The 21,741-nt window shown below is 38.3% G+C and carries 19 protein-coding genes and 2 pseudogenes; 14 read left to right on the top strand and 7 right to left on the bottom strand.

Annotation, left to right across the window (positions count from 1 at the left end; genetic code table 11):
- The 3 genes and pseudogenes from QOS06_RS03305 to QOS06_RS03295 form a co-directional block, all read right to left on the bottom strand.
- Nucleotides 1-921, bottom strand: a 921-nt coding sequence (locus QOS06_RS03305; RefSeq protein ID WP_283595486.1) for an IS66 family transposase, incomplete at its 3' end; no start/stop codon positions are given.
- Nucleotides 922-987: 66 nt separating this feature from the next.
- A pseudogene (gene tnpB, locus QOS06_RS03300) lies at nt 988-1,305 on the bottom strand (IS66 family insertion sequence element accessory protein TnpB); the annotation flags it as partial.
- A 28-nt stretch (nt 1,306-1,333) separates the two neighbouring features.
- A complete protein-coding gene (locus tag QOS06_RS03295) occupies nt 1,334-1,522 on the bottom strand; it encodes a hypothetical protein (protein WP_016496780.1) in 189 nt (62 codons plus the stop codon).
- A gap of 53 nt (nt 1,523-1,575) precedes the next feature.
- Here QOS06_RS03295 and QOS06_RS03290 point away from each other — a divergent pair, with 53 nt between their 5' ends.
- Together QOS06_RS03290 and QOS06_RS03285 are read left to right on the top strand one after the other, a co-directional pair.
- Nucleotides 1,576-1,755: a hypothetical protein gene (locus QOS06_RS03290; RefSeq protein ID WP_098046990.1), complete on the top strand. Its 180-nt coding sequence runs from the start codon at nt 1,576-1,578 to the stop codon at nt 1,753-1,755.
- A gap of 79 nt (nt 1,756-1,834) precedes the next feature.
- A complete protein-coding gene (locus tag QOS06_RS03285) occupies nt 1,835-2,389 on the top strand; it encodes a GNAT family N-acetyltransferase (RefSeq protein WP_107690418.1) in 555 nt (184 codons plus the stop codon).
- Between the two features lie 38 nt (nt 2,390-2,427).
- Here the strand turns inward: QOS06_RS03285 and QOS06_RS03280 are convergent, their stop codons facing one another.
- Nucleotides 2,428-3,825, bottom strand: a complete 1,398-nt coding sequence (locus tag QOS06_RS03280) for a DHA2 family efflux MFS transporter permease subunit (protein ID WP_098046988.1) — start codon at nt 3,823-3,825, stop codon at nt 2,428-2,430.
- Between the two features lie 404 nt (nt 3,826-4,229).
- Between QOS06_RS03280 and nrdD the strand changes: the two genes are divergently transcribed.
- The 6 genes from nrdD to apf (QOS06_RS03250) all read left to right on the top strand — a co-directional run bounded on the left by nrdD (nt 4,230) and on the right by apf (QOS06_RS03250) (nt 12,047).
- Nucleotides 4,230-6,464: an anaerobic ribonucleoside-triphosphate reductase gene (gene nrdD, locus QOS06_RS03275; protein ID WP_191338862.1), complete on the top strand. Its 2,235-nt coding sequence runs from the start codon at nt 4,230-4,232 to the stop codon at nt 6,462-6,464.
- Nucleotides 6,465-6,529: 65 nt separating this feature from the next.
- Nucleotides 6,530-7,108 carry an anaerobic ribonucleoside-triphosphate reductase activating protein gene (nrdG, locus tag QOS06_RS03270; RefSeq protein WP_098035544.1) on the top strand — a complete coding sequence of 193 codons (579 nt, stop codon included), beginning with the start codon at nt 6,530-6,532 and terminating at the stop codon, nt 7,106-7,108.
- Between the two features lie 8 nt (nt 7,109-7,116).
- Nucleotides 7,117-8,010 carry a SufD family Fe-S cluster assembly protein gene (locus QOS06_RS03265; protein ID WP_085650294.1) on the top strand — a complete coding sequence of 298 codons (894 nt, stop codon included), beginning with the start codon at nt 7,117-7,119 and terminating at the stop codon, nt 8,008-8,010.
- A gap of 384 nt (nt 8,011-8,394) precedes the next feature.
- A complete protein-coding gene (gene apf / locus QOS06_RS03260; RefSeq protein WP_098043631.1) occupies nt 8,395-9,171 on the top strand; it encodes an aggregation-promoting factor in 777 nt (258 codons plus the stop codon).
- A 154-nt stretch (nt 9,172-9,325) separates the two neighbouring features.
- Nucleotides 9,326-11,026 carry a phosphoenolpyruvate carboxykinase (ATP) gene (locus tag QOS06_RS03255; RefSeq protein WP_152697792.1) on the top strand — a complete coding sequence of 567 codons (1,701 nt, stop codon included), beginning with the start codon at nt 9,326-9,328 and terminating at the stop codon, nt 11,024-11,026.
- A gap of 328 nt (nt 11,027-11,354) precedes the next feature.
- Nucleotides 11,355-12,047 (top strand): aggregation-promoting factor, encoded by a 693-nt coding sequence (gene apf, locus QOS06_RS03250; protein ID WP_191338860.1) that lies wholly within the window; start codon nt 11,355-11,357, stop codon nt 12,045-12,047.
- Between the two features lie 120 nt (nt 12,048-12,167).
- Here apf (QOS06_RS03250) and QOS06_RS03245 read toward each other — a convergent pair.
- Nucleotides 12,168-12,923, bottom strand: a pseudogene (locus QOS06_RS03245) (exodeoxyribonuclease III).
- A 295-nt stretch (nt 12,924-13,218) separates the two neighbouring features.
- On the opposite strand from QOS06_RS03245, the gene QOS06_RS03240 reads away from it, so the two are divergent.
- Nucleotides 13,219-14,460, top strand: a complete 1,242-nt coding sequence (locus QOS06_RS03240; RefSeq protein WP_003664228.1) for an NAD(P)-dependent oxidoreductase — start codon at nt 13,219-13,221, stop codon at nt 14,458-14,460.
- Nucleotides 14,453-15,751 carry an NAD-dependent dihydropyrimidine dehydrogenase subunit PreA gene (gene preA / locus QOS06_RS03235; RefSeq protein ID WP_283595484.1) on the top strand — a complete coding sequence of 433 codons (1,299 nt, stop codon included), beginning with the start codon at nt 14,453-14,455 and terminating at the stop codon, nt 15,749-15,751. Before QOS06_RS03240 ends, preA begins: the two co-directional genes overlap by 8 nt.
- A 97-nt stretch (nt 15,752-15,848) precedes the next feature.
- On the opposite strand, the gene QOS06_RS03230 is transcribed toward preA, so the two are convergent.
- The gene (locus tag QOS06_RS03230; RefSeq protein WP_098035549.1) at nt 15,849-16,697 is read right to left on the bottom strand and encodes an aldo/keto reductase; all 849 of its coding nucleotides are present in this window, start codon (nt 16,695-16,697) and stop codon (nt 15,849-15,851) included.
- Between the two features lie 132 nt (nt 16,698-16,829).
- Here QOS06_RS03230 and QOS06_RS03225 point away from each other — a divergent pair, with 132 nt between their 5' ends.
- The 3 genes from QOS06_RS03225 (at nt 16,830) to QOS06_RS03215 (ending at nt 19,325) form a co-directional block, all read left to right on the top strand.
- Entirely contained in the window at nt 16,830-17,261 is a 432-nt protein-coding gene (locus QOS06_RS03225) for an Hsp20/alpha crystallin family protein (RefSeq protein WP_003670784.1), read from the top strand.
- Nucleotides 17,262-17,379: 118 nt separating this feature from the next.
- Nucleotides 17,380-18,882 (top strand): Y-family DNA polymerase, encoded by a 1,503-nt coding sequence (locus QOS06_RS03220; protein WP_191338891.1) that lies wholly within the window; start codon nt 17,380-17,382, stop codon nt 18,880-18,882.
- Nucleotides 18,882-19,325, top strand: coding sequence for a hypothetical protein (locus QOS06_RS03215; protein WP_003670786.1), 444 nt, complete (start codon nt 18,882-18,884; stop codon nt 19,323-19,325). Before QOS06_RS03220 ends, QOS06_RS03215 begins: the two co-directional genes overlap by 1 nt.
- Nucleotides 19,326-19,348: 23 nt before the next feature.
- Here the strand turns inward: QOS06_RS03215 and QOS06_RS03210 are convergent, their stop codons facing one another.
- A complete protein-coding gene (locus QOS06_RS03210) occupies nt 19,349-19,873 on the bottom strand; it encodes an HdeD family acid-resistance protein (protein ID WP_191338890.1) in 525 nt (174 codons plus the stop codon).
- A gap of 361 nt (nt 19,874-20,234) precedes the next feature.
- Here QOS06_RS03210 and QOS06_RS03205 point away from each other — a divergent pair, with 361 nt between their 5' ends.
- On the top strand, nt 20,235-21,455 hold the full coding sequence (locus tag QOS06_RS03205) for an IS110 family RNA-guided transposase (RefSeq protein ID WP_283595481.1): 1,221 nt from the start codon (nt 20,235-20,237) through the stop codon (nt 21,453-21,455).
- Nucleotides 21,456-21,741: the final 286 nt, after the last annotated feature.

Below are 21,741 nucleotides of genomic sequence, written 5' to 3'. Positions count from 1 at the left end.
ATACCCATCGCACATGATAATACCCGGATAATTATTACCGACTATTTGTCCAATGATTCTACCAGAACGCGTATTGGCGTGATGAAAGACTACAATCGGATGTTGGGCAAACTCTTTCGTTGTCCGCGTTACCCAGAAATAGTCTTGGGATTTAGGACTATCAACGACTTTAAAAGGTGTTTCATCCATATGAATGACTGGTTCTTGTCTAACTGTATTGCTTAAATACTGATACAACGGCTCTAAGTACGTTTGACTAACTTTAATAATATTCGAGGCCATTTGCTTGGCGCTAACAGGTAATCCCAACCCTTGTACAAAGCTTTCTTGCCGATGGAAAGGCAACGCCAGATTAAATTTTAAATAGGCGATAAATGCCATAATACTGCTTGAAAAGTAACTATGTGGTAATAAAGCCATTGGTGCCTTACTAGTTACCAATTTATCATTTCCATCTTGACTACAGTGTTTACACTTATAGCTTTCCTCATATAAGTTGGCACAATACAATTCAGGCTCTTTTAGTCTAGCTTCCCGTCGTGCTAACCTCTTTCCAATGTGAGCCATTTTGTGCTGACAATCTGGACAGGTGGTCGTTTTTAAAGAAACAACTTCCTCGACTTGAGGAAGTTGGTCTAAAAACTCTTGACGAGTTAGCTGTTTCTTCGCTGGTCGATGACGTACGATCTTAGTCGTTGTTGTTTTAACTACTTCAGTAATCTCTTGATCCAAGTTCAGATCATCAACTGGATCAAACAGTGATAATTGTCCATCAGCTACCTGCTCTAAAACTTCAGTTTTTTTTCCAAAAATTATTTCCTGCAGTTGCTTAATTGTAATTGCTTGTTGTTCAAGTTGTTCTTGAGCTTTCTTCAACTGCGCACGTAGTGCTTCGTTTTCTTTCTTTAATGACTCAGCCATTGTACGTCACCTCCAATCTAATAAACTTTTGTTATTATATCAGAGCTAAAACAGTTTAAAAAGAGCTTAGTATAGATTTCCTGGTTTGATTGTATGAATACGTCGCTCGGGAAATGGGGATAGACCTGTAAATAAGGCATTTAGTTGCTCTGGTTTTAGTTCTTTAACTTCACTTTTGTTCTTAGGCCATCTTAAACTACCATTTTCATATCTTTTATATAGCAGAATGAAACCTTCATCATCCCAATAAAGGGCTTTGAACCGATCATTGCGACTACCACAAAATAAAAAGAGCGAATTATTATATAAATCCAATCCAAAGTTTTCCGCAACTACCATCGCTAAACCGTCAATTCCTTTACGGAGATCTGTCTTACCACAAACAAGGTAAACATGCTCCGGTGCCTACCAATTAATGAGCATAACGAATAACCACTTTAGCTATATCAGTCGCAAGACTGGGATTAGCTCCCTTAAAGATCGTTAATTCAATGTTATCAGCTTGTAGTTTTGCGGCGGGTCGAGGAATAAATTCTTCCTTATTAACTACTGAATTCTTGGTCTTAAAAATTGGTGCTACAATATCGTGTTTTCCTTCCATAGAAAAAGCCTCCTGTACTAAGATTGCTTTTAGTATAGGAGACTAAGTTTTTGATGGCTAGACGTGTGGATACGGACTGCTTACAGACTATCATCAGTAAGGAGATTTTTAATTTATGGCAGAACAAAATGAAATTATCACCCCAGTTTTCAAAAATAGACCACTTAATTTTAAGAGGTATGTTTTGCTGTAAAAACATACATGCGAAAGAGCAAGATTTCATTGAAGCTTAATTAAAATTAAAGCTAGTCTCTTTTTTCTTGTCTGGTAAGTTTTTTCTAGGTACTATTACATAGATGGAGGGATTTTTAAATGATTAAAGTTCGTCAAATATCTACAAATTCAAATGATTTCAAAAATATCAAGCGGGTTTATAATACCGTATTTCCACAAAATGAACTTTTACCATTATCTTTACTTAAAATGCGTGCTAAAGCAGGAAAAGCAGAATTTTGTAGCATTTATAATGAAGAGGGAAAATGGGTTGGCTTTTTCTACACAGTCTACAACAAGCGCATCGCCTATATTTTCTTTCTGGCAATTGATCCTCACTATCATGGACAGGGCTTGGGTAGTGCGACGCTAACCGCGATCAAAGAACGGTATGCTGGAAAGCAGATTACCCTTAGCGCTGAACGCCCAGATCCTCAAGCACCCAATAACGAACAGCGACTCAGACGGCATCGTTTCTACGCCAAAAATGGTTTTGGCAAAACGGGTCTTTATACCGTTGAAAAGGATAATGAAAAATTTGATCTTTTAAGTATACAATCAAGCGTGAATCCACAATTTTACCAACAGTTAATGGATAGTTATCTGACTAACCATCGCCGCCATTACTTGCCGTATAAAATTGTTAAAGAGTAAAAAAATCCCCACTACCTGCATGAGTAGTGAGGATTTATTTAGTTTTTCTGATCTTTAATTTTGAATGATAAGAGCAGTGCCACCACAATTAAGATAATTGCAAAGTAAATGCCGTAGTGGAAACCATTGGTAAAGCGAATAGCTTCGGATCCACTAATAGAAGAACTACCCCAAGCCAAGCAACCAGTAGCTAAGGCTGTTGCAAGCGCACCGATAACCTGTTGCATTGTATTCATGATGGTACTGCCGTCACCAGATTCTAATCCAGAAAGCGTACTTAGAGCACTAGTTTGTGCAGGAGACATTGCTAGAGGACAACCAATCATTAAAATGATATGGGCACAGATTACATAAAGAAGTGCACTATGTGATGTAGTGAAGGCCAACATCAAAGCGCCAAATAAAGCAAGGACAAAACCAATTAAAACAGGACGTTTAGCCCCAATACTATCGTAAAGGCGACCTGCAACTGCAGAAGTGGCTGCATTAATAATTCCACCAGGGAGCATTACTAGTCCAGTAAGGGCAACGGAAACTAAGAGCCCTCGTTGATAGAATAACGGTAAAAGATACATCGTAGAAAGAATAATTCCAAAGTCAAGCATCACGATTGAAGAACCAATTGTGAAAGCCGCATACTTAAAGATATGAAGATTTAAAATTGGTTCTTCCAGATGAAGTTGGCGATGGGTGTAAAAGATTAAGACAATAATTCCGATTATTAACGCACTGAGAACTGTAGGTGAAGTCCAACCATCTTCACTAGCCAAACTAGCACCAATAACGAGCCCTGAACAACCTACTGCCGATTCAATAATTGAGAGCACATCAACATGCGGCTTAGTAATTTCACCAACATTTTCTAATGGAGTGATAGCAAAGATCAAGGCAATAAATAAAAACGGAATAAATAACCAGAAGATCCATTGCCATGATAATTTAGCAAGAATTAGCCCGGTTAAAGTAGGACCGATTGCAGGGGCAAACATAATCACGAGGGCACACATTCCTAGAACTGCTCCAATTTGTTTAGGTGGGAAGATTTGCATTACCACTGCAAACATTAATGGAAGAATTAAACCTGTTCCGATCCCTTGAATCATTCGTCCAATCAACAAAATAGTAAAATTATGCGCTAAGGCAGAAATACAAGCCCCAACCATGAAGTCAATTAATGCAAAAATAATGACTTGGCGGGTCGTAAACCATTTAGTAATAATACTGGACAGTGGCAAGATAATCCCAATAATTAACATATATCCAGTGACTAACCATTGAATTGTTGACGTACTTACTTGAAAAGCAGCCATCAATTTTGGCAATGCAATGTTTAATGAAGTTTCACTAAACATTCCGACAAAAGCTCCTAGTAGCATACTAACCATCATCAATCCTGGATGCGCTACTTGCTTACGAGCTTGTAAAGCATTTTCCATAAATATAAAAACTCCTTTTATCCTAAAAATTACACAAGGATTAGTCTAGCAAATCGTGCTATATGCTCGTAAGTTATTTTTTAATAACTAATAATCTTAAGTATATTGATTAAGATTATTAAGTTAGGTTTAGCGTTTTCAAATTCAAGCTTTTCGGGATAAAAAATTCTATTTAGTGATAATAGGAATTTAAAAATAAATGATTTAAAAGGTCTCACAATAATCTCAAAATAGCGTCGTTGCTTGTATCCTCATTTTATTCCTGGTAGATCAGAATAGAATATAAACAGAATATTTAAATAAATAATTTGACCACAACATATAGTGTTTCGAATGTCAATACTTCCTATAAGTTGTATTTTGAGCTATGATAGATAACGTTAATTACGAGAGGGGAAATAAAAATGAAAGTGCAAATAATTGATAAGAAGGATCTTCAAAGTTTAACAAGTGTTCAAGTAGTTAAACGTGATGGAACAGTAACACCATTCTATTCCTATAAGATTAACCTTATTTTAAATGCGCTCAATGCTGATGAGCAGACTAGCCAAAGTGTTTATGTTACCTTATTAGATGCCTTGCTTAATCAAACAACTGTCACTACTAAAAAGATTGCCGATCTCTTTGTTCAAGGACTGGTTAATGCTAATCATGAAGAATTGGCAAAAGTTTACCGTGATTATCGCCAACATGATGAAGAAGCATTTACCGAAGCTACTAATCCCCAAAATAAGTTAGAGCAGCTTTTCGACCGAAACTCACGGATTGTTCACGAAAATGCTAATAAAGATAGCCATGTTTTTAATACTCAACGGGACCTTGAAGCCGGAGTCGTGAGCCGTGCATTGGGGTTACGGATGCTTCCTGGTATTGTAGCTAAGGCGCATCTTCGTGGTGATATTCACTGGCATGACCTTGACTATTCACCGGTAACACCTGAAACTAACTGTTGTTTAATTGACTTTGATGAGATGTTTAAGCATGGATTTAAGATTGGTAATGCTTGGGTTTCTTCACCACGCTCGATTCAAACAGCAACCGCGCAGATGTCGCAGATTATTGCTAACGTGGCGTCTCTGCAATATGGGGGATGTTCTGCTAATCGGATTGATCAATTATTAGAACCATATGCAAAGCTAAATTACGAAAAGCATATGAAGGATGCCGAAGAGTGGATAGTACCAGAGAAACGAGAAGAATTTGCTCGTAAAAAGACAAAAAAGGATATTTACGATGCAATGCAGGCTTTAGAATATGAGATTAATACCCTTTATTCTAGCCAAGGTCAAACTCCATTTACGACCATTAACTTTGGCTTAGGGACAAGCTGGATTGCCCGGGAGATCCAAAAAGCCATTTTGAAGATCCGGATTAAGGGTCTTGGTAAGGAACATCGTACAGCTATTTTTCCTAAATTAACTTTTACTATTAAACGAGGCTTAAATCTTGACCCTAAAGATCCTAATTATGATATCAAGCAACTAGCGCTTGAATGTTCAACAAAGCGGATGTATCCAGATCTTTTGATGTATGACAAGATTAAGGAACTAACGGGGAGCTTTAAGACACCAATGGGTTGCCGTTCGTTCTTACAGGGATGGACAGATCCAGAAACTGGTAAAGAAGTAAACTCGGGACGGATGAATTTAGGGGTAGTGACAGTCAACTTGCCACGGATTGCCTTGGAGGCTCATGGCGATAAGCAATTATTCTGGGAAATTTTTCAAGAGAAGATGAATATTTGTAAGATTGCCTTGGATTACCGGATTAAGCGTACTAAAGAAGCCAAGCCAGAAAATGCTCCCCTTCTTTATATGTATGGTGCATTTGGTAAACGGCTAAAGAAGACTGATAGTGTCGATGAAGTCTTTAAGAATAGTCGGGCGACCGTTTCACTAGGTTATATTGGTTTATATGAAGTATGTACGACTTTCTATGGGTCAAATTGGGAGCATAATAAAGAAGCACATGACTTTGCAATTGCAATTACTAAGGCAATGCATGATTTATGCGCTGAATGGGAAAAAGAAGAAGGATATCACTTTAGTCTTTATTCCACCCCTGCTGAATCGTTAACAGATACATTCTGCCAAGATGATTTGAAGAAGTTTGGTCGGGTTGAAGATGTAACGGATAAGGAATACTACACAAATAGTTTCCACTATGATGTTCGTAAACATCCGACACCATTTGAAAAGCTATCATTTGAAGAGGCTTTTCCTAAGTATGCGGCTGGTGGTTTTATTCATTATTGCGAATATCCCAACTTACGCCAAAATCCAAAAGCTTTAGAAGCAGTTTGGGACTGGGCATATGATCATGTCGGTTATCTGGGAACAAATACTTCAATTGATCAGTGCTTTAAGTGTGGCTTCAAAGGTGAATTTGAAGCAACTGCTCGCGGCTTTAAGTGTCCGCAGTGCGGGAACCATGACCCAGCAACCTGTGACGTTGTTAAGCGGACATGTGGTTATCTTGGTAACCCTCAGCAGCGGCCAATGGTTCATGGACGGCATGAGGAAATTATTCACCGAGTTAAACATATGAATGCTGGAATGATCAAGAATGCAGCTGAATTTGAACAACAGCGGCAAATGGATAATAAGGCTCATGCTCATATTATTGGTGATCAAATTTAATTAATTATCAAAAGGCCAGTTGCCCGTAAAGCTACCGGCCTTTTATTATATAGGAGGAAAAAGAAATGGCAGAAACACGATTACCCCGCAATCCTAAGTTGCAAGAGTGGTTAGCAAAAGATCATTCATTACAATATATTGCAGACTATAAGCCCTTCAATTTTGTTGACGGGGAAGGGGTCCGGTGTAGTTTATATGTTAGTGGATGCCTTTTTAACTGCCCCGAATGCTATAACAAGGCGGCGCAGAATTTTCATTATGGACAGCCATATACCCAGGATTTAGAAGACCAGATTATCGAAGACCTTTCGCAGAGTTATGTTCAAGGATTGACTTTATTGGGTGGCGAACCATTCCTTAATACTCAGGTTTGTCTGAAGTTAGTTAAACGGGTTCGGAAAGAATTCGGTCACGAAAAGGATATTTGGTCTTGGTCTGGTTATACTTGGGAAGAATTAATGAAGGAGTCGAGCGATAAACTTGAACTTCTACACTACCTCGATATTCTAGTCGATGGTCGATTCTTGCTGGCTAAAAAGGATCTTACCCTTCAGTTTAGAGGGAGTTCTAACCAACGAATTATTGATGTTCCGCAATCTCTTCAAACGGGGAAAGTGGTTATTTGGGATAAGCTTGTTCATTAGAGGAGAAAATGATGGCAAAAATTTGGAAGAAAGAGCCAGCATGGTTAGAGAAAAAACGTCAACTAGCAGTTATACTGCAATCACGGTTTCCGACTTTACCTGGTCAAGAAGAATGGATAGATCACTGGCAAAAGAGAACAACTGGTGTAAGTAGGGGTTGGCTTTCTTTACAGGAAGATAGCCTAACTGCGATGCCTCTTGAACAAGCGGTTAATGAATACTCAACACTATTACAAGAAAATTTAATGGAGAAGGCCATCTTTTGGCAGGATAACCAGTTAGCGGCCATGCATCTTGCAAATATTGACTGTGGACAGTTTATATATTTGCGTCCACAAATTACTCAGGAGCGTCCAATTGTCTTTAGTCCCCATCTTAACTCTGCAAACACCCATAATATTATTGTCATCAGTGCGGAGGTGAATGCGGTAATTGAAGAACGGATGGTTAATGATACGTTATTACCATCATATGAAGGAACGGAGATTTTAGTTGGAGCTAACGCGCACGTTACGTACCGGCAGGCAAATCGCTCAACTAGTAAAAATATCTATCGGACAATCCATGCATACCAAGCCCATGGTTCAACGCTGCAGTTTGAAGTAGCGAGTCAAGTTCAAACTAAAGCTACTGTCGATCTTTATAGTTTTCTGGATGGTCAAAATACTCAGTGGACCCCCACAATTGCTTTAAGCGGAACGCAGCAGTTAACCGCAATGGTTGATGGTTTTGGTAAGGAAACTTCTGCCACTCTTACCCAATATCGGGATTCAGAAATGGTCACTGGAGCACCTTTTAAAGTAAAAGCCGGCGAACCACTCCCAATTAGCGAAGATATCCATCCATTAAAAGAATTAGCTAGTAGTGAGCGTTGGCTAAAACAAATAATGACTGCTGAATAGGGCTAAAGTTAATTACAGCAATGTTACAATTAAACATTAATAACGAAAAATAAGTCGTTGAAATTCTTCTTTATAAGAAAAATTCAGCGACTTATTTATTATTATGTTACAAATTTTGGCTAATTCTGGGGAAAAGTTAGCCAAACCTAAGTTACTATCAGGACGTGGCCGAGGTTGATTTGCTTGACAGACTATTAAAATTTTTATTACAAAGTATTACGAAAATCAACTGAATTGATATTTCGGAGTAATCCGCATGTAATTTTGGGGGAGTATAGTAATAGGTGTTGAGAGATATGAGGACTCAACAACTTAAACTAAATTAAACTAATAAATAACTAATTAATAAAAAAGTATTTTATGAAAAGGATGGGATTTTTCTTTATGAAGTTAACTAAAAACATCGCGAAAATCACTGCTGCCGTTGCAGGTGCTGTTGCCTTGGGAACATTCGCTACTGCAACTACTGCTAATGCTGATTCTGTTTACACGGTGCAAAGTGGTGATACCTTATCAAGTATTTCCTATAAGTTAGGCCATGACTTAACTTATGTTGACTCTTTAGCTTCAACTAATCAAATTGCCAATAAGAACTTAATTTATGTTGGTCAAAAGTTAGTAATTAAAGATGACGGTGAAGTAACCCAAGCAACTGCTCAACAAGCTGCTACTTTACCTGAAGCATCTCAAGCTCCAGCATCAGCTAGTGTTGAAAGTCAACAACCTAGCCAAGCTCCGGTGGTTGCTAGTCAGGCTCCTGTAGCAACAAGCCAAGTACAATCATCAGCTGCACCGGTTTCTGCTCCTGCTCAATCACAGGCTCCAGTACAATCAGTATCTCCACAACAATCAACTGTTTCAGCTGCTGCACAACAAAGCTACAGTGCACCAGTACAAGCACAAGCTACTAGTTCAAACTACAGCTCAAATGTTAGTGGTAATGATGCGGCTGCTAAGGCTTGGATCGCAGCTCGTGAATCTGGTGGTAGCTACAGTGCTCGTAACGGTCAATACGTTGGTAAGTACCAATTATCAGCATCATACTTAAATGGTGACTACTCAGAAGCTAACCAAGAACGAGTAGCTGATCAATACGTAGCTAACCGTTACGGTTCATGGAGTGCTGCTCAATCATTCTGGCAATCACACGGTTGGTACTAAAATTTAATAATTAATTGTTAAAGTAGGAAATTGTCTCAATAAGGGGATGGTTTCCTATTTTTTTGTAAAATGAAAAAAAGTTAATATTATTTTCATCCTAATCTTAAAAAATATATTATAATAGAGTTATTCAAGTGATGAAAGGATGAGATCCATGTCAAAAGAGAGTAAGATTATTGATACAAAATCATTATATGTAAATCCTGACCGCGGTGTTGCAACGTTAAACTATAGTCAAAATTACTTTACTGATATTACTTCATTAATTAATAGTGATGAAGTAAAGGAAATTGTCCGTTTATATTTAGCTTCACGTAACCCTGATAATGATGATGATGCTTTTGATAATGCCACTGTTAACAAGTTTGTTGATATCTTAAAGAAAGTTCTTTTTGAGGATGATAGTGCATTTGATGAATATGACCCTAAAGATATTCTTGAGAGTGTTGAAGAATTATACTCATACTATCGTTCACTATTACGGGTATCGGTAATTAATCTTAGTGATAATAAGATTATCGGTAACGAGTTCCGGACTATTGATACCCAATTCAACGACTTAGTGCGTAAAGCATACCGGATCCTCGAAGAAAAGCTCCAAGGTTTTGAAAACCGGACTTATCGACAAGTTAATGCGGCAACTAACGCAACAATTTTAGTTCAACAACAAGATTGGAAAATTCCAGCTGGTTATGAAGAATTAAAGGATATTGATTTTATTAATACCGTGATGCTTCGTCCACCAATGATGATGCATACTAAGAGTAACAAACGGGAAGGGGTCTTTTCTGAAGTAAAAGATAACCCAATCGAACGTTTTCGTGGTGAACGTGGTAAGTGGTATTGTTACCCAGCAAAGATTGGTGAAAGTTTAGCCTTTATTTACTTCAATGTTGATTACTTGGTAAACGGAATCGCTCTTTCAAACTTATTTGAAATTGCATCCCCTGATGAGATTAAGGGGCAAAAACCTGATATGATTCTTCTTTTCGGTCTAAAAGAAACAGAAGGCATGGTTTCTCATTACTATCGTGACGAAAAGAATGATTTGTGGGTTGGTGAAGTACCTTACACAGATAAGACTACTTACTTTGGTTACATGAAGAAGATGTGCTTGACGCTCCATAACCTTCATCAAATTTACAATGGTCGCCTGCCAATTCACGGGTCCATGTTGAAGATTAAATTTACTAATGGTAAAGAAAAGAATGTTGTTTTCTTCGGTGATTCAGGTGCCGGAAAGTCAGAATCAATTGAAGCATTACAAGAATTAGCTGACGATAAGATTGTCAGCATGGAGACAATCTTTGATGACATGGGAAGCTTTACCCTTACTGATGGTGAACCAGGGGTATATGCTCAAGGAACAGAAACTGGTGCCTTTGTTCGTCTTGATGATTTGAGTAGTGCCGTGGCCTTCAATAACATGGACCGTGGTGTTTACCTTAATCCTGAACAGAAGAATGCCCGGGTTATTATTCCTGCTGATACTTACGAAAATGTAATCAAACATCACCATATTGATATGTGGCTATACGCTAACAATTACAGTGATGAAGTTGGTATTCATCGTTTTGATACAGAGGAAGAGGCCGAAAAAGTATTTATTGCTGGACAACGGAAGGCCCTTGGAACAACTGATGAAGTTGGAATGAGCAAGACATTCTTTGCTAACCCATTTGGCCCAGTTCAAGAACCAGAATTAACTAAGCCGATTATTGACAAGGTCTTTACAAAGCTATTTGACCAAGATGTATACGTTGGAGAAATCTTTACTCACCTTGGTAATGACAAGTCAAAGGATGCTTTGAAAGAATCAGCTCAAGAATTGCTTGATGTTTTGATGAATAATTAAGATTACGATTAAGACAATTTTGTCATCGCCCTGTAACAAACAGTCCGTTACAGGGCGATTTTTGTGTCGTCAAGAAAAAATGAGCAGTTTTTTTGAATAATTTTTACATGAGATAATTCTAGTTATAATTTTACAAGTTACTTAAAAGCGATTAAATCAACGTTTAAGCGACTATAAAAAAATCAGCGAACGTTTGTTACAAAAAATTACAGAAATAACGAAATTTGATAAGTCCTAGTAACCCGCTCGTAACCCTAATCCTGTATAGTAGTTATCGTTGAAATGAGTTATTTGATTAATTAAGAGAAAAGGACGGATTGAATTTATAATGAAGTTATCTAAGAAAGTAGCCAAGATTACAGCAGCGATTACTGGTGCAGTTGCATTAGGAACAGTAGCTACTGCAACGACTGCAAACGCCGACAGTATTTACACGGTGCAAGCAGGTGACACCCTTTCTGGGATTTCTTACAAATTAGGTCACGATCTAACTTTTGTAGATACATTAGCAAACAACAATAATATTGTTGATAAGGACTTGATTTACGTTGGTCAACAATTAGTGATCAAGGATGATGGTGAAGTTGCACCAGCTACTCAAGAAGAAGTTGCTACTTTACCAGCCGCAAATGTTGCACCACAAGCTACACCTGATGAAAATCAAGCACAACAAAACCAACAAGTACAATCAAACCAAGAAGCACCAGTTGCTCAACAACAAGTACAAACTCCACAAACACAAAATGTACAACAATCTAGTGCTCAAGCATCAACTGGCTATAACTCAAATGTAGCTGGAAATGATGCTGCTGCTAAGGCTTGGATCGCAGCTCGCGAATCAGGTGGTAGCTACAGTGCACGGAATGGTCAATATATTGGTAAGTACCAATTGTCAGCATCATACTTAAATGGTGACTACTCAGAAGCTAACCAAGAACGAGTAGCTGATCAATATGTAGCTAGCCGTTACGGTTCATGGAGTGCTGCTCAATCATTCTGGCAATCACACGGTTGGTACTAAAACAAGATTTAATAAAATAGATAATCAACAAATTTCAAACATACGATAAAAGAGGTTAGAAAAATTTTAGTTTTTCCAACCTCTTTTCGTTTAACTATTATAAAATTTAGCTCGTTTTTCTTATACTTCAACATTAGCAACAAGTTCAATTGGACAGTGACTTGAACCTTTGACATCTGAAAGAATCTTGGCTTCTTCAATTCGTCCTTTCCATACATCAGAAACTAAGAAGTAGTTGAGACGCCAACCTACATTTCGTTCCCGTGCGTCATAACGATAATTCCATCAGGTATATGCACCATGCAAATTAGGGTGGAGATAACGGAAAGTATCCGTCAAGCCAGCATTAAGTAATTTACCAAAATCAGCTCGTTCTTGTTTTGTAAAGCCGGCTTTATGATGATCTTCTGTTGGCTCTGCTAGGTCAATTGGTTGATAGGCAACGCTCATATCACCGCCAATGATTACTGGCTTACTACTTTGCAAATTAGTAACATAATCAAGGAAAGCGCGATCCCAGTCGAGACGATAATCAAGATGTTGCAGCTTTTCACCTGAAACTGGGACGTATACATCAATCAAATAGAAGTTTGGATATTCGAGCGTGATTAGTCCTTTATCAAAAATTGAATTATTCATTCCATATATAACGTTTTCTGGCTTATATTTAGTGAAAATGGCGGTACCAGAATAACCCTTCTTTTCTGCATAATTCCAGTATTGGTAATAATCAGGAATTTGAATCGGTTCTTCGCCTTTATCCAATCGTGTGCATTGTAGACAGAAGAAGTCAGCATCTTGGCGTTTAAAATCTTCGACAAATCCATGATTAATGGCTGACTTCAAGCCATTGACACTCCAAGAAATAAATTTCATGTTAATCCTTCTTTCAATTTAACCAAACCATGTCTCTGTAATAATTGTACAAGGAATTTGATTTTTCATTAAGTAATAAGACTCTTTTTGTGATTTTTGATACAAAAACTGTTGTAGATGTTAAATAAAAATATTCATATTGTATATACGAAGATATCAACTTTAAGAATAAACGATGCAATATATTAAGGGGATCGCCTACTTATATCGAAAGCGTTTATATAATATTATTTATATATAAAGTTACGTTTATCACAAAATTGTCAAAGAGTCACAACTTAGAGGAGGGTGTCTAATGACTTCAAAGTATGAAACAGAGTCGAAAGGTTACACGATGACAACCGTAATGCAGGAAGCTGCACGATGTTTATTATGTCATGATGCACCATGTTCACAAGCTTGCCCAGCACATACTAATCCAGCAAAATTTATTCGAAGTGTTCTTTTTCGTAATGTTAAAGGGGCAGCTGAAACGATTCGGGAAAACAATGCGTTAGGATCAATCTGTGCGCGTGTTTGTCCAACTGAGCGTTACTGTGAAAAGGCATGTACCCGGGCTAAAATCGACGGACCAATTGATATCGGTGGGATTCAACGGTATGTCACTGATATGGAGCGAAAGATGAATATGAAGATTCTTAAAGCTGGTAAGCCAAACGGAATGAGTATTGCCATCATTGGTAGTGGCCCATCAGGTTTACAGGCAGCCACGACTCTTCGTGAAAAGGGCTATGCAGTTGATATCTATGAAAAAGCTGCTAAGGCTGGCGGTTACTTGACCTACGGCATTCCTGAGTATCGGTTGCCGGAAGAAATTGTGGATTATGAAGTTCAACGAATTGTCGACCTTGGTGCGCACATTATCTATAACACAACTGTCGGAAAAGATATTTCAATGGATGACCTTAAAGCTCGTTACAATGCAGTAATTGTTGCTATTGGGACAAGTGAAGCAAAGATGCTTCCAATGTTTGAACACAATATCTGTACTGAATCAGCAATCTCATTCCTAGCCCGGGCAAAAGAAAGTAAGGGTAATTTAGAAGATCTTCCGCAAAATGTCCTTGTTATTGGTGGTGGGGATGTTGCAATGGATGTTGTAACAACCTTAAAGAAGCTTAATGTTCCTTATGTTACCGATGTTGTTTATGAGCAGTTTGATGAATTCAAAGCTTCTAAAAAGGAACTTGCCGGTGCTCAAGAAGCTGGTGTAACAATTGTTGATGGTTACGTTCCAAAAGAAGTTCATCAGAATCGTGCTACCTTTACTCACCGGAAGATTAAGAGTGAATTAACTATTACTGCTGATAAGATTATTTTAGCAGTTGGTCAAAAAGCGAATGCAGAAGGACTAGACATTGACTTACAGCATAATGAAATTCCATTCCGTGAACCACGATTCCGGACAAAAGATCCCAAAGTTTTTGCGACTGGTGATATTGTTGCCGGAGATAAAACCGTTGTGGTAGCAGTACAGAAAGGAAAAGAAGTAGCAGAAGAAATAGACCGGTTGTTAGGAGGACAAGAAAATGATTAAAAAAAATTTATCTGTAGACTTTTTAGGCGTTCATTTTGAAAATCCATTTTGCTTGTCGTCCTCACCTGTTGGGAACTGTTACGAAATGTGTAAGAATGCATATGACGCTGGTTGGGGCGGTATCGTATATAAGACTTTATCACCAACACACTTTAAGATTGATGAAGTTTCTCCTCGGTTCGACGAATTAGCCAAGGAAGACATGCATTTTGTTGCCTTTAAGAATATGGAACAATTATCAGAACACCCCTTGGAGCAGGACTTGGCTGATATGCGACGGTTAAAAGAGGAATATCCCAATAAAGTCTTGATTGCTTCAATTATGGGTGAGACATTGGAAGATTGGACCAACCTGGCTAAGTTAGTAACTGAGGCAGGGGCTGATATGATTGAATTAAACTTCTCTTGTCCACAGATGACTTCTCATACCATGGGTTCAGATGTGGGAACTAATCCAGAATTATGTAAGAAGAATTGTGAAGCCGTTAAACGCGGGACTAGCCTTCCAGTTCTTGCGAAGATGACACCAAATATTACGACGATGGTTCCGATTGTTAAGGCATGTCTAGAAGGAGGGGCAGATGGCTTCTCCGCAATCAATACTGTTAAATCAATTGTTGATGTTGATCTGAAGAAGAAAGTTGGTTTACCAAATATTGATGGTAAATCTTCTGTTTCTGGATTATCTGGGAAAGCTGTTAAGCCAATTGCTTTACGTTTCTTACAACAATTACGGTCAGCAGCCGGCCTTGAACAACTACCGATTTCTGGAATTGGGGGAATTGAAACCTGGGAAGATGCTGCTGAATTTATTCTTTTGGGTGCTACTACTCTCCAAGTTACAACTGCGATCATGGAATATGGTTATCGGATCATTGATGACCTTACTAATGGTTTAATGCATTACATGGAAGAACAGCATGTAGACCACCTTCAAGATCTTGTCGGCTTAGCTAATAAGAATATTATTCCTACTAATCAGCTTGACCGAAATTACAAGGTTTACCCTAAGATTGATTGGGATAAGTGTATCGGTTGTGGACGTTGCTTTATCTCATGTCAAGATGGTGCTCACCAAGCATTAACTTGGGATGATGAAAAACGGCAACCAGTTTTTGATAAGAGTAAGTGTGTCGGTTGTCAACTGTGTGCACTTGTTTGTCCTGTGGGGGCTATTAAGTTAGGCCTTGTTGAGATTAAGCCGGGCCACAAAGGTAATCCAGCAGAAATCGATGTAGGATCTCAACGTCTTCATCGCTATCACCCGGTAAAGGCTAATCAAGAAAATTAATTATTAGTTTTCCTCATATATGAAAAATCGAACTGCAACTTTGTGAAATGCAAAATTGTAGTTCGATTTTTAGCTTTATTATGTCACATTGTAACTCTTAAATTACTGCGAGGGGTACTTTTTTATTTGGTGATGGGAACTCTTTTTGTAAAGCAAGTAACTCATCATCACTTAGTTCAATGTTACCAGCTGCAACATTTTCTTCAGCATGTTTTGGGCTGCTGCTCTTTGGAATAGCAAGGATATTTCCAATTCTTAAGACCCATGCAAGCATGATCTGACTAACGGTCATATGGTGGTTTGCGGCAATTTCTTTTAGTAGCGGATTCTCGGTTAACTTTCCAGATAGACTGTCACCCTGTGCAAGGGGAGAGTAGGCTATTAATGGAAGCTGATGCTGTTTCATTAAGGGAAGGAGGTCAAATTCAATTCCGCGACTATCGAGATTATAGAGATCTTCGTTGGCAACGCAATCAGTGCCATTTTTAAGGCGCCATAATTCTTCAAGATCACTGACATCGAAGTTTGAGACTCCCCATGCTTTAATCTTTCCTGCCTTTTTAACTCTCTCTAATTCGTTGACTGTTTCTGCTAACGGAATCCCACCCCGCCAGTGTAAAAGGTAAAGGTCAAAATAGTCTGTTCCTACGGCAGCTAAACTTTGGTCTAAACTATGCTCAAGTTTTGTCTTGCTGGCACTTGAAGGAAGAACTTTATCAATTAAGAATAGCTTTTCCCGACTATATGGTTTGATGGCCTCAGCGACAAGTGCTTCAGAACGACCATCGCCATACATTTCCGCAGTATCAATAGCTTGTGCGCCAACGTCAATTGCAGTTTGAATGGCTTTAATTTCTGTGGACCGATTGACGAGAGAATTTCCCATATTCCATGTTCCGATTCCAATTGCGGGCATTGAAACATCATTGATTGTGACTTTTTTCATCTTGCGCGGCTCCTTTCTATTTTCCTACTTCTATTATATTCTTTTTAGTCAATGGTCCCTAGCATATTAGTTGCATTTTAGCTGAAAGCGTTTAACATAGACAATGAATAAGAAGGAAAGGAAGCATTCTTTATGGCTAATGAATTACAAAACCGTAATAATTTATTCGATAGTTTGATGAACATGCGTAACTGGATGAACGATGATTTCTTCTCTAACCTAACTCCGGTTGCTGATCACATGAAGACAGATGTTACAGAAGATGACAAAAATTATACCGTAAAGATTGACATGCCTGGATTTGATAAGAAGGATATTCACATTAATTATGCCAATGATATTTTGACAGTTACTGGTCATCGGGATACCTTTGATGATGATGGTGATAAGGATGGCAATGTTCTGCATTCTGAACGTCGGTATGGCCAAATGAGTCGGCAATATCGTTTACCAGATGTAAATAAGAAGGATATCAAAGCTCAATACAAGAATGGTGTTTTGACAATTACTCTTCCTAAGAAGGATGAGACTGATGACGATGAAAATCATATTGATATTGAATAATTAAATTAAGTTAAATAAGGAGGCTGAGTTTTTCTAGCCTCCTTATTTTTAACTGTTTCTTGAACATATGTTTGATTGAAGATATAATAATATTTACTGAAGTGCTGGAGGTATTCTCATGATGGGGCGAACATATATGGCAATCGATTTAAAATCATTCTATGCCTCGGTCGAATGTACTGAGTGTGGGCTAGATCCCTTAAACGCTAACCTCGTAGTTGCCGATGAATCGCGAACTAGTAAGACTATTTGTCTCGCCGTTTCACCAGCTTTGAAAAATTTTGGTGTTTCTGGTCGCCCGCGATTGTATGAGGTGGAACAACGAGTAGCATACTTGAATAATCGTCGTGCCAGAGAAATGTCTCACCAGCGATTATCACCAGTTGTTTCAATTTACCGGGATGAACTATTAAAATCACCGGAACTTAAAATTGGTTATAGGATTGCGCGCCCACGAATGAATTTTTATCTTGAAAAAAGTGCCGCCATCTATGAAATTTATTTACGCTATTTACCACCAGAAAAGATCCACGTTTATTCTATTGATGAGGTAATGATGGATATTACCGATTATCTTAATAAGTACCATGTTAGCGCCCGTTCTTTAGCTAAGGAAATCATCCAAACAATTAAAGCAGAGACACAAATTACTGCAACTGCAGGAATTGGGACCAATCTTTTCTTAGCGAAAGTAGCGATGGATATAGTAGCTAAACGGATTCCAGGGGATGAAGACGGGGTCCGGATTGCACAGATGAATGAACATACTTTTCGCCGTTACCTTTGGGCGCACCAGCCACTAACAGACTTTTGGCGAATTGGTCCTGGGTATGCGCGACGACTAAAAAAGCTAGGTCTTCATACAATGGGAGATATTGCTCGTTGTTCTTTGGGAAAGTTATCTGATCCAATGAATGAAGAAGTATTATACCGCGAATTTGGAAAAAATGCGGAAATCATTATTGACCATGCGTGGGGATATGAGTCAGCCACCATTAAAGATATCAAAAATTATCATTCATCAGATCATGGGGTGTATTCTGGGCAGGTGTTGCCTCGACCTTATAACTTTACAGAAATCCGGTTAGTGATTCAAGAGATGGTTAATTCATTGGCTCTCCAGTTAACCAAGCAAAACTTAGTAACTGATCAAGTAGCTTTAAGGGTCGCCTATGATGTTTCTAATATATCGGAGGATTACCAAGGACCATTAGTGACAGACTTCTATGGACGCCAGGCGCCAAAGCCAATGCATGGAAAAGCTAATCTTTCCTTACCGACTTCATCTGGTACAGAATTGATGGAGGCATTTATGAAGTTATGTGATTCTGGCCTTGACCGGCGATTGACAGCTCGTAAAATTACGGTAATAGCGAACCACCTTCTCTCACCACGGCTTGCCAGATTGGCGAATTATAATGAGCAGTTAGATTTATTTACGGACTCAATGAAAAAACATAAGAATCGTTCCGAAGTTCAAGAAAAGGATCAAAAACTACAAAGACTTGTCCTTGATTTGCAAAATGAGTACGGTAAAAACGCCATTATTCGAGCAGCGGATTTGAAAAAAGGTGCTACTCTTTTGGAAAGAAATAATCAGATTGGAGGGCACCAAGCATAATGGAAAATGAAGATTTGCTGAAAATAGAAAAAAGCTTGTTTAGTGATACCTCAAAGTATCGTGATATTATCAACACCCCTCGGCATGTTTCTCAAGCTCATACGCCAATGACCACCGAAGATCGCGCTGCTCAGTTTTCTCCTTTTGCGGCCTTGACCGGCTACCATCAATTATTAGCAAAGGTAGGGGAAAAGTATGGTCATAAGACTTATCCCACAGCTGAGATGAGGCATCGAATTAGAGTCCAACTTGCCATGATTGAACGGGGCCGATCACATCCGTTAATAAAAGTTGAATTCTTTAATGGTAAGACAGGTTTTTATGAAGAATACACGGGAAAATTAAAACGAATTGATTACCATGCTCATCACCTAATATTTGATGACGGAACAAGGCTTATAATTCAAAATATTCGTAAAATTAAAAGAGATCAGTTTTGCTGATCTCTTTTAATATAAGGTATACGTTAAAATGCTTGAATAAGTTTCATGATTCCGAACACAATCAAGAATGTTGAAACTAACCATACCACTGTAATAGCGGAAAGTAATGGGCTAAATAAAAGAATAACTCCTAATACCAAACTCAAAATTGCTAGAATTACAATGAACCAGTAGTATCCACGATGAAATTCCTTGAAAAACTTCGCACTGATCAACTCAGTGATAGAATCAAGGATAAACCAGATAGCGAAGATGATAGCAATGAAGAGTACCCCAAAGCTTGGTTGGAAAAGAAAAATAATTCCTAAAATGATATCTAAAATTGCAGAAAAAATTAACCAACCTGAGGATTCTCCTAAGATTCGACCGATTCGTTGACGGAACCATAATTCATAAATTCCGCGGAAAATAAAAGTAATTCCGGCAACAATGGCTAAGAAGTGAAGGGTTTTATCTGGCCGCGTGAATGATGCAATTCCGGCAATGATAAATAAGACCCCAACAATTAGGCTAAACCAGTCAAAGCCCTTTTTAGTTTCTTCAAACATTGAAAAACCTCCCTAAAAATAAAATTATTAATATCATAGTTCAAATGGGTTAATAAAACAAGAAGAAAGGAAATCTCAACAAGGTAGTATAATACATATAGGATGAAATAGTAAACAACCTAAGATTAGTTCAGGATAAAAATAATTATTGTCCTGGACTTTTTTGTTATTCTGAAGATAGAGCTAAGATCGATCATGCTCCCAGGGACTTCGAGTCCGTATTATAAAATGATCTCCGCTATCTTTGATTTGATATTTTGCTTTTAGGTTGTGGAACTACGAGTTCAAGTATTTAGGAAATAAAGTACAAATCTAGGATAGCGGTTATGTCTAGCTCTATTTATAGAAAGGAAGTTTTTTTATGGCTGATATATTTGCCTTGGATGTTTCAATGGGGAAAAGCTACTGTGTCTGGTATCGAGGGAAACACTGTTTAAAGGAGTTTTCTTTAGTACAAACGAAAGTGGGGTTTAATGCTCTACGAGATATGATTAAGAAAGCTCAGAAGTCAATTATCTACTTTGAAGCGACTGGAATTTATTCGCGAGTAATTGAACATTTCTGTGAGACCAATGGTCTCCGCTTTTGCCGTCTTAATCCACTAGAACTTCATTTAAAGTCCAAGAGTCTACGACGAGTTAAGACCGATCAGAAAGACGCTCATCGGATTGCGCTCACTGTCCAGGAAAATGCTTTTCGATTAACAGTTCCTTGGAAAAAAGACCATCTTCAGTTACATGAGCTTAGTCGGTTCTATAATCAGCTCAATGCTGATTGGAACTATCGTCTAAATCATCTTCATACTGCACTTGAACAAGTTTTTCCAGAACTTAAGCAATTATTTGTAAATAGAACATCTAAATTAGCGTTGAATATCGTGGAGCTTTTTTCTCATCCAGCACTAGTTAGGCCTTATTCGAGAGTTAAATTAAAGAATATTCTAATGGCATCTACAGATAAACGAATATCTAAGATGAAAGCTTATAAGTATGCCGATCGATTAATCGATCTCGCCCAAAAATCATATCCGGCTGTTTCTGGTGATGCCATTCAGGTTGATGAAGTTCGCTACTATGCTCGCCAATTAATTGCCTTAACCCGTAAAAGGGAAGAGGTTATCAAGCGGATGGAATCTATTGCCCAGCACTTACCAGAGTATATCCTATACTGCTCTTTTCCGGGAATTGGGAAACAAACTGCGGCTCAGTTAATGGGAGAATTGGGCGACATTAGTCGCTTTGACAATGCCAATCAGCTTAATGCCTTTGTCGGAATTGATATTCGTCGTTACCAATCTGGAACCTATTTAGGTCAAGACCACATTAATAAGCGTGGAAACCCGATTGCCCGTAAGCTCTTATATTTTACTGTAGGTAATATGATCCGCCAACAACACGCTAATTCTAATCATATCGTTGACTATTACTATCGTTTAAAAGAAAAACGACCTCATCCAAAACTGAACAAGGTCGCCATGGTAGCTTGTATGAATAAAACTCTGAAATGTCTCTTATCCATGATTAAGCACCATGAAAAATACCACTATCGGTATACGGACTCAATAGTCCCTGTGAAGGCATAACCACCTCACAATTTTAATATACCACTAATTCTCGATTTTTGAAGAAGAACCGGGTTGGTTTAGTATACTCTTCTTTTCTAAATATTTTTCTTGACTAATCGTAGGAAAAGGGAGCGAGACAGAAGTCACTTGTGACTTCGTTTTTCGATGCGAAGCTAGCCTCTGGGAGCCCCCGCAAGCAACAATAGGCCTTCAGCGTCCGGCAAAGTCGAACGCTGAAGGCCATTGTTGTACTGCGCTGTTCGTATTTTGTGGAAGTGACCTAACTTATGTCACAGCTCCTTTT

This window comes from Limosilactobacillus sp. DJ3M12 (assembly GCF_947381695.1).
GTDB lineage: Bacteria > Bacillota > Bacilli > Lactobacillales > Lactobacillaceae > Limosilactobacillus > Limosilactobacillus kinnaridis.
The sequence above is the reverse complement of the archived record's forward strand: the minus strand, read 5'-3'. Positions and strand labels throughout refer to the sequence as shown.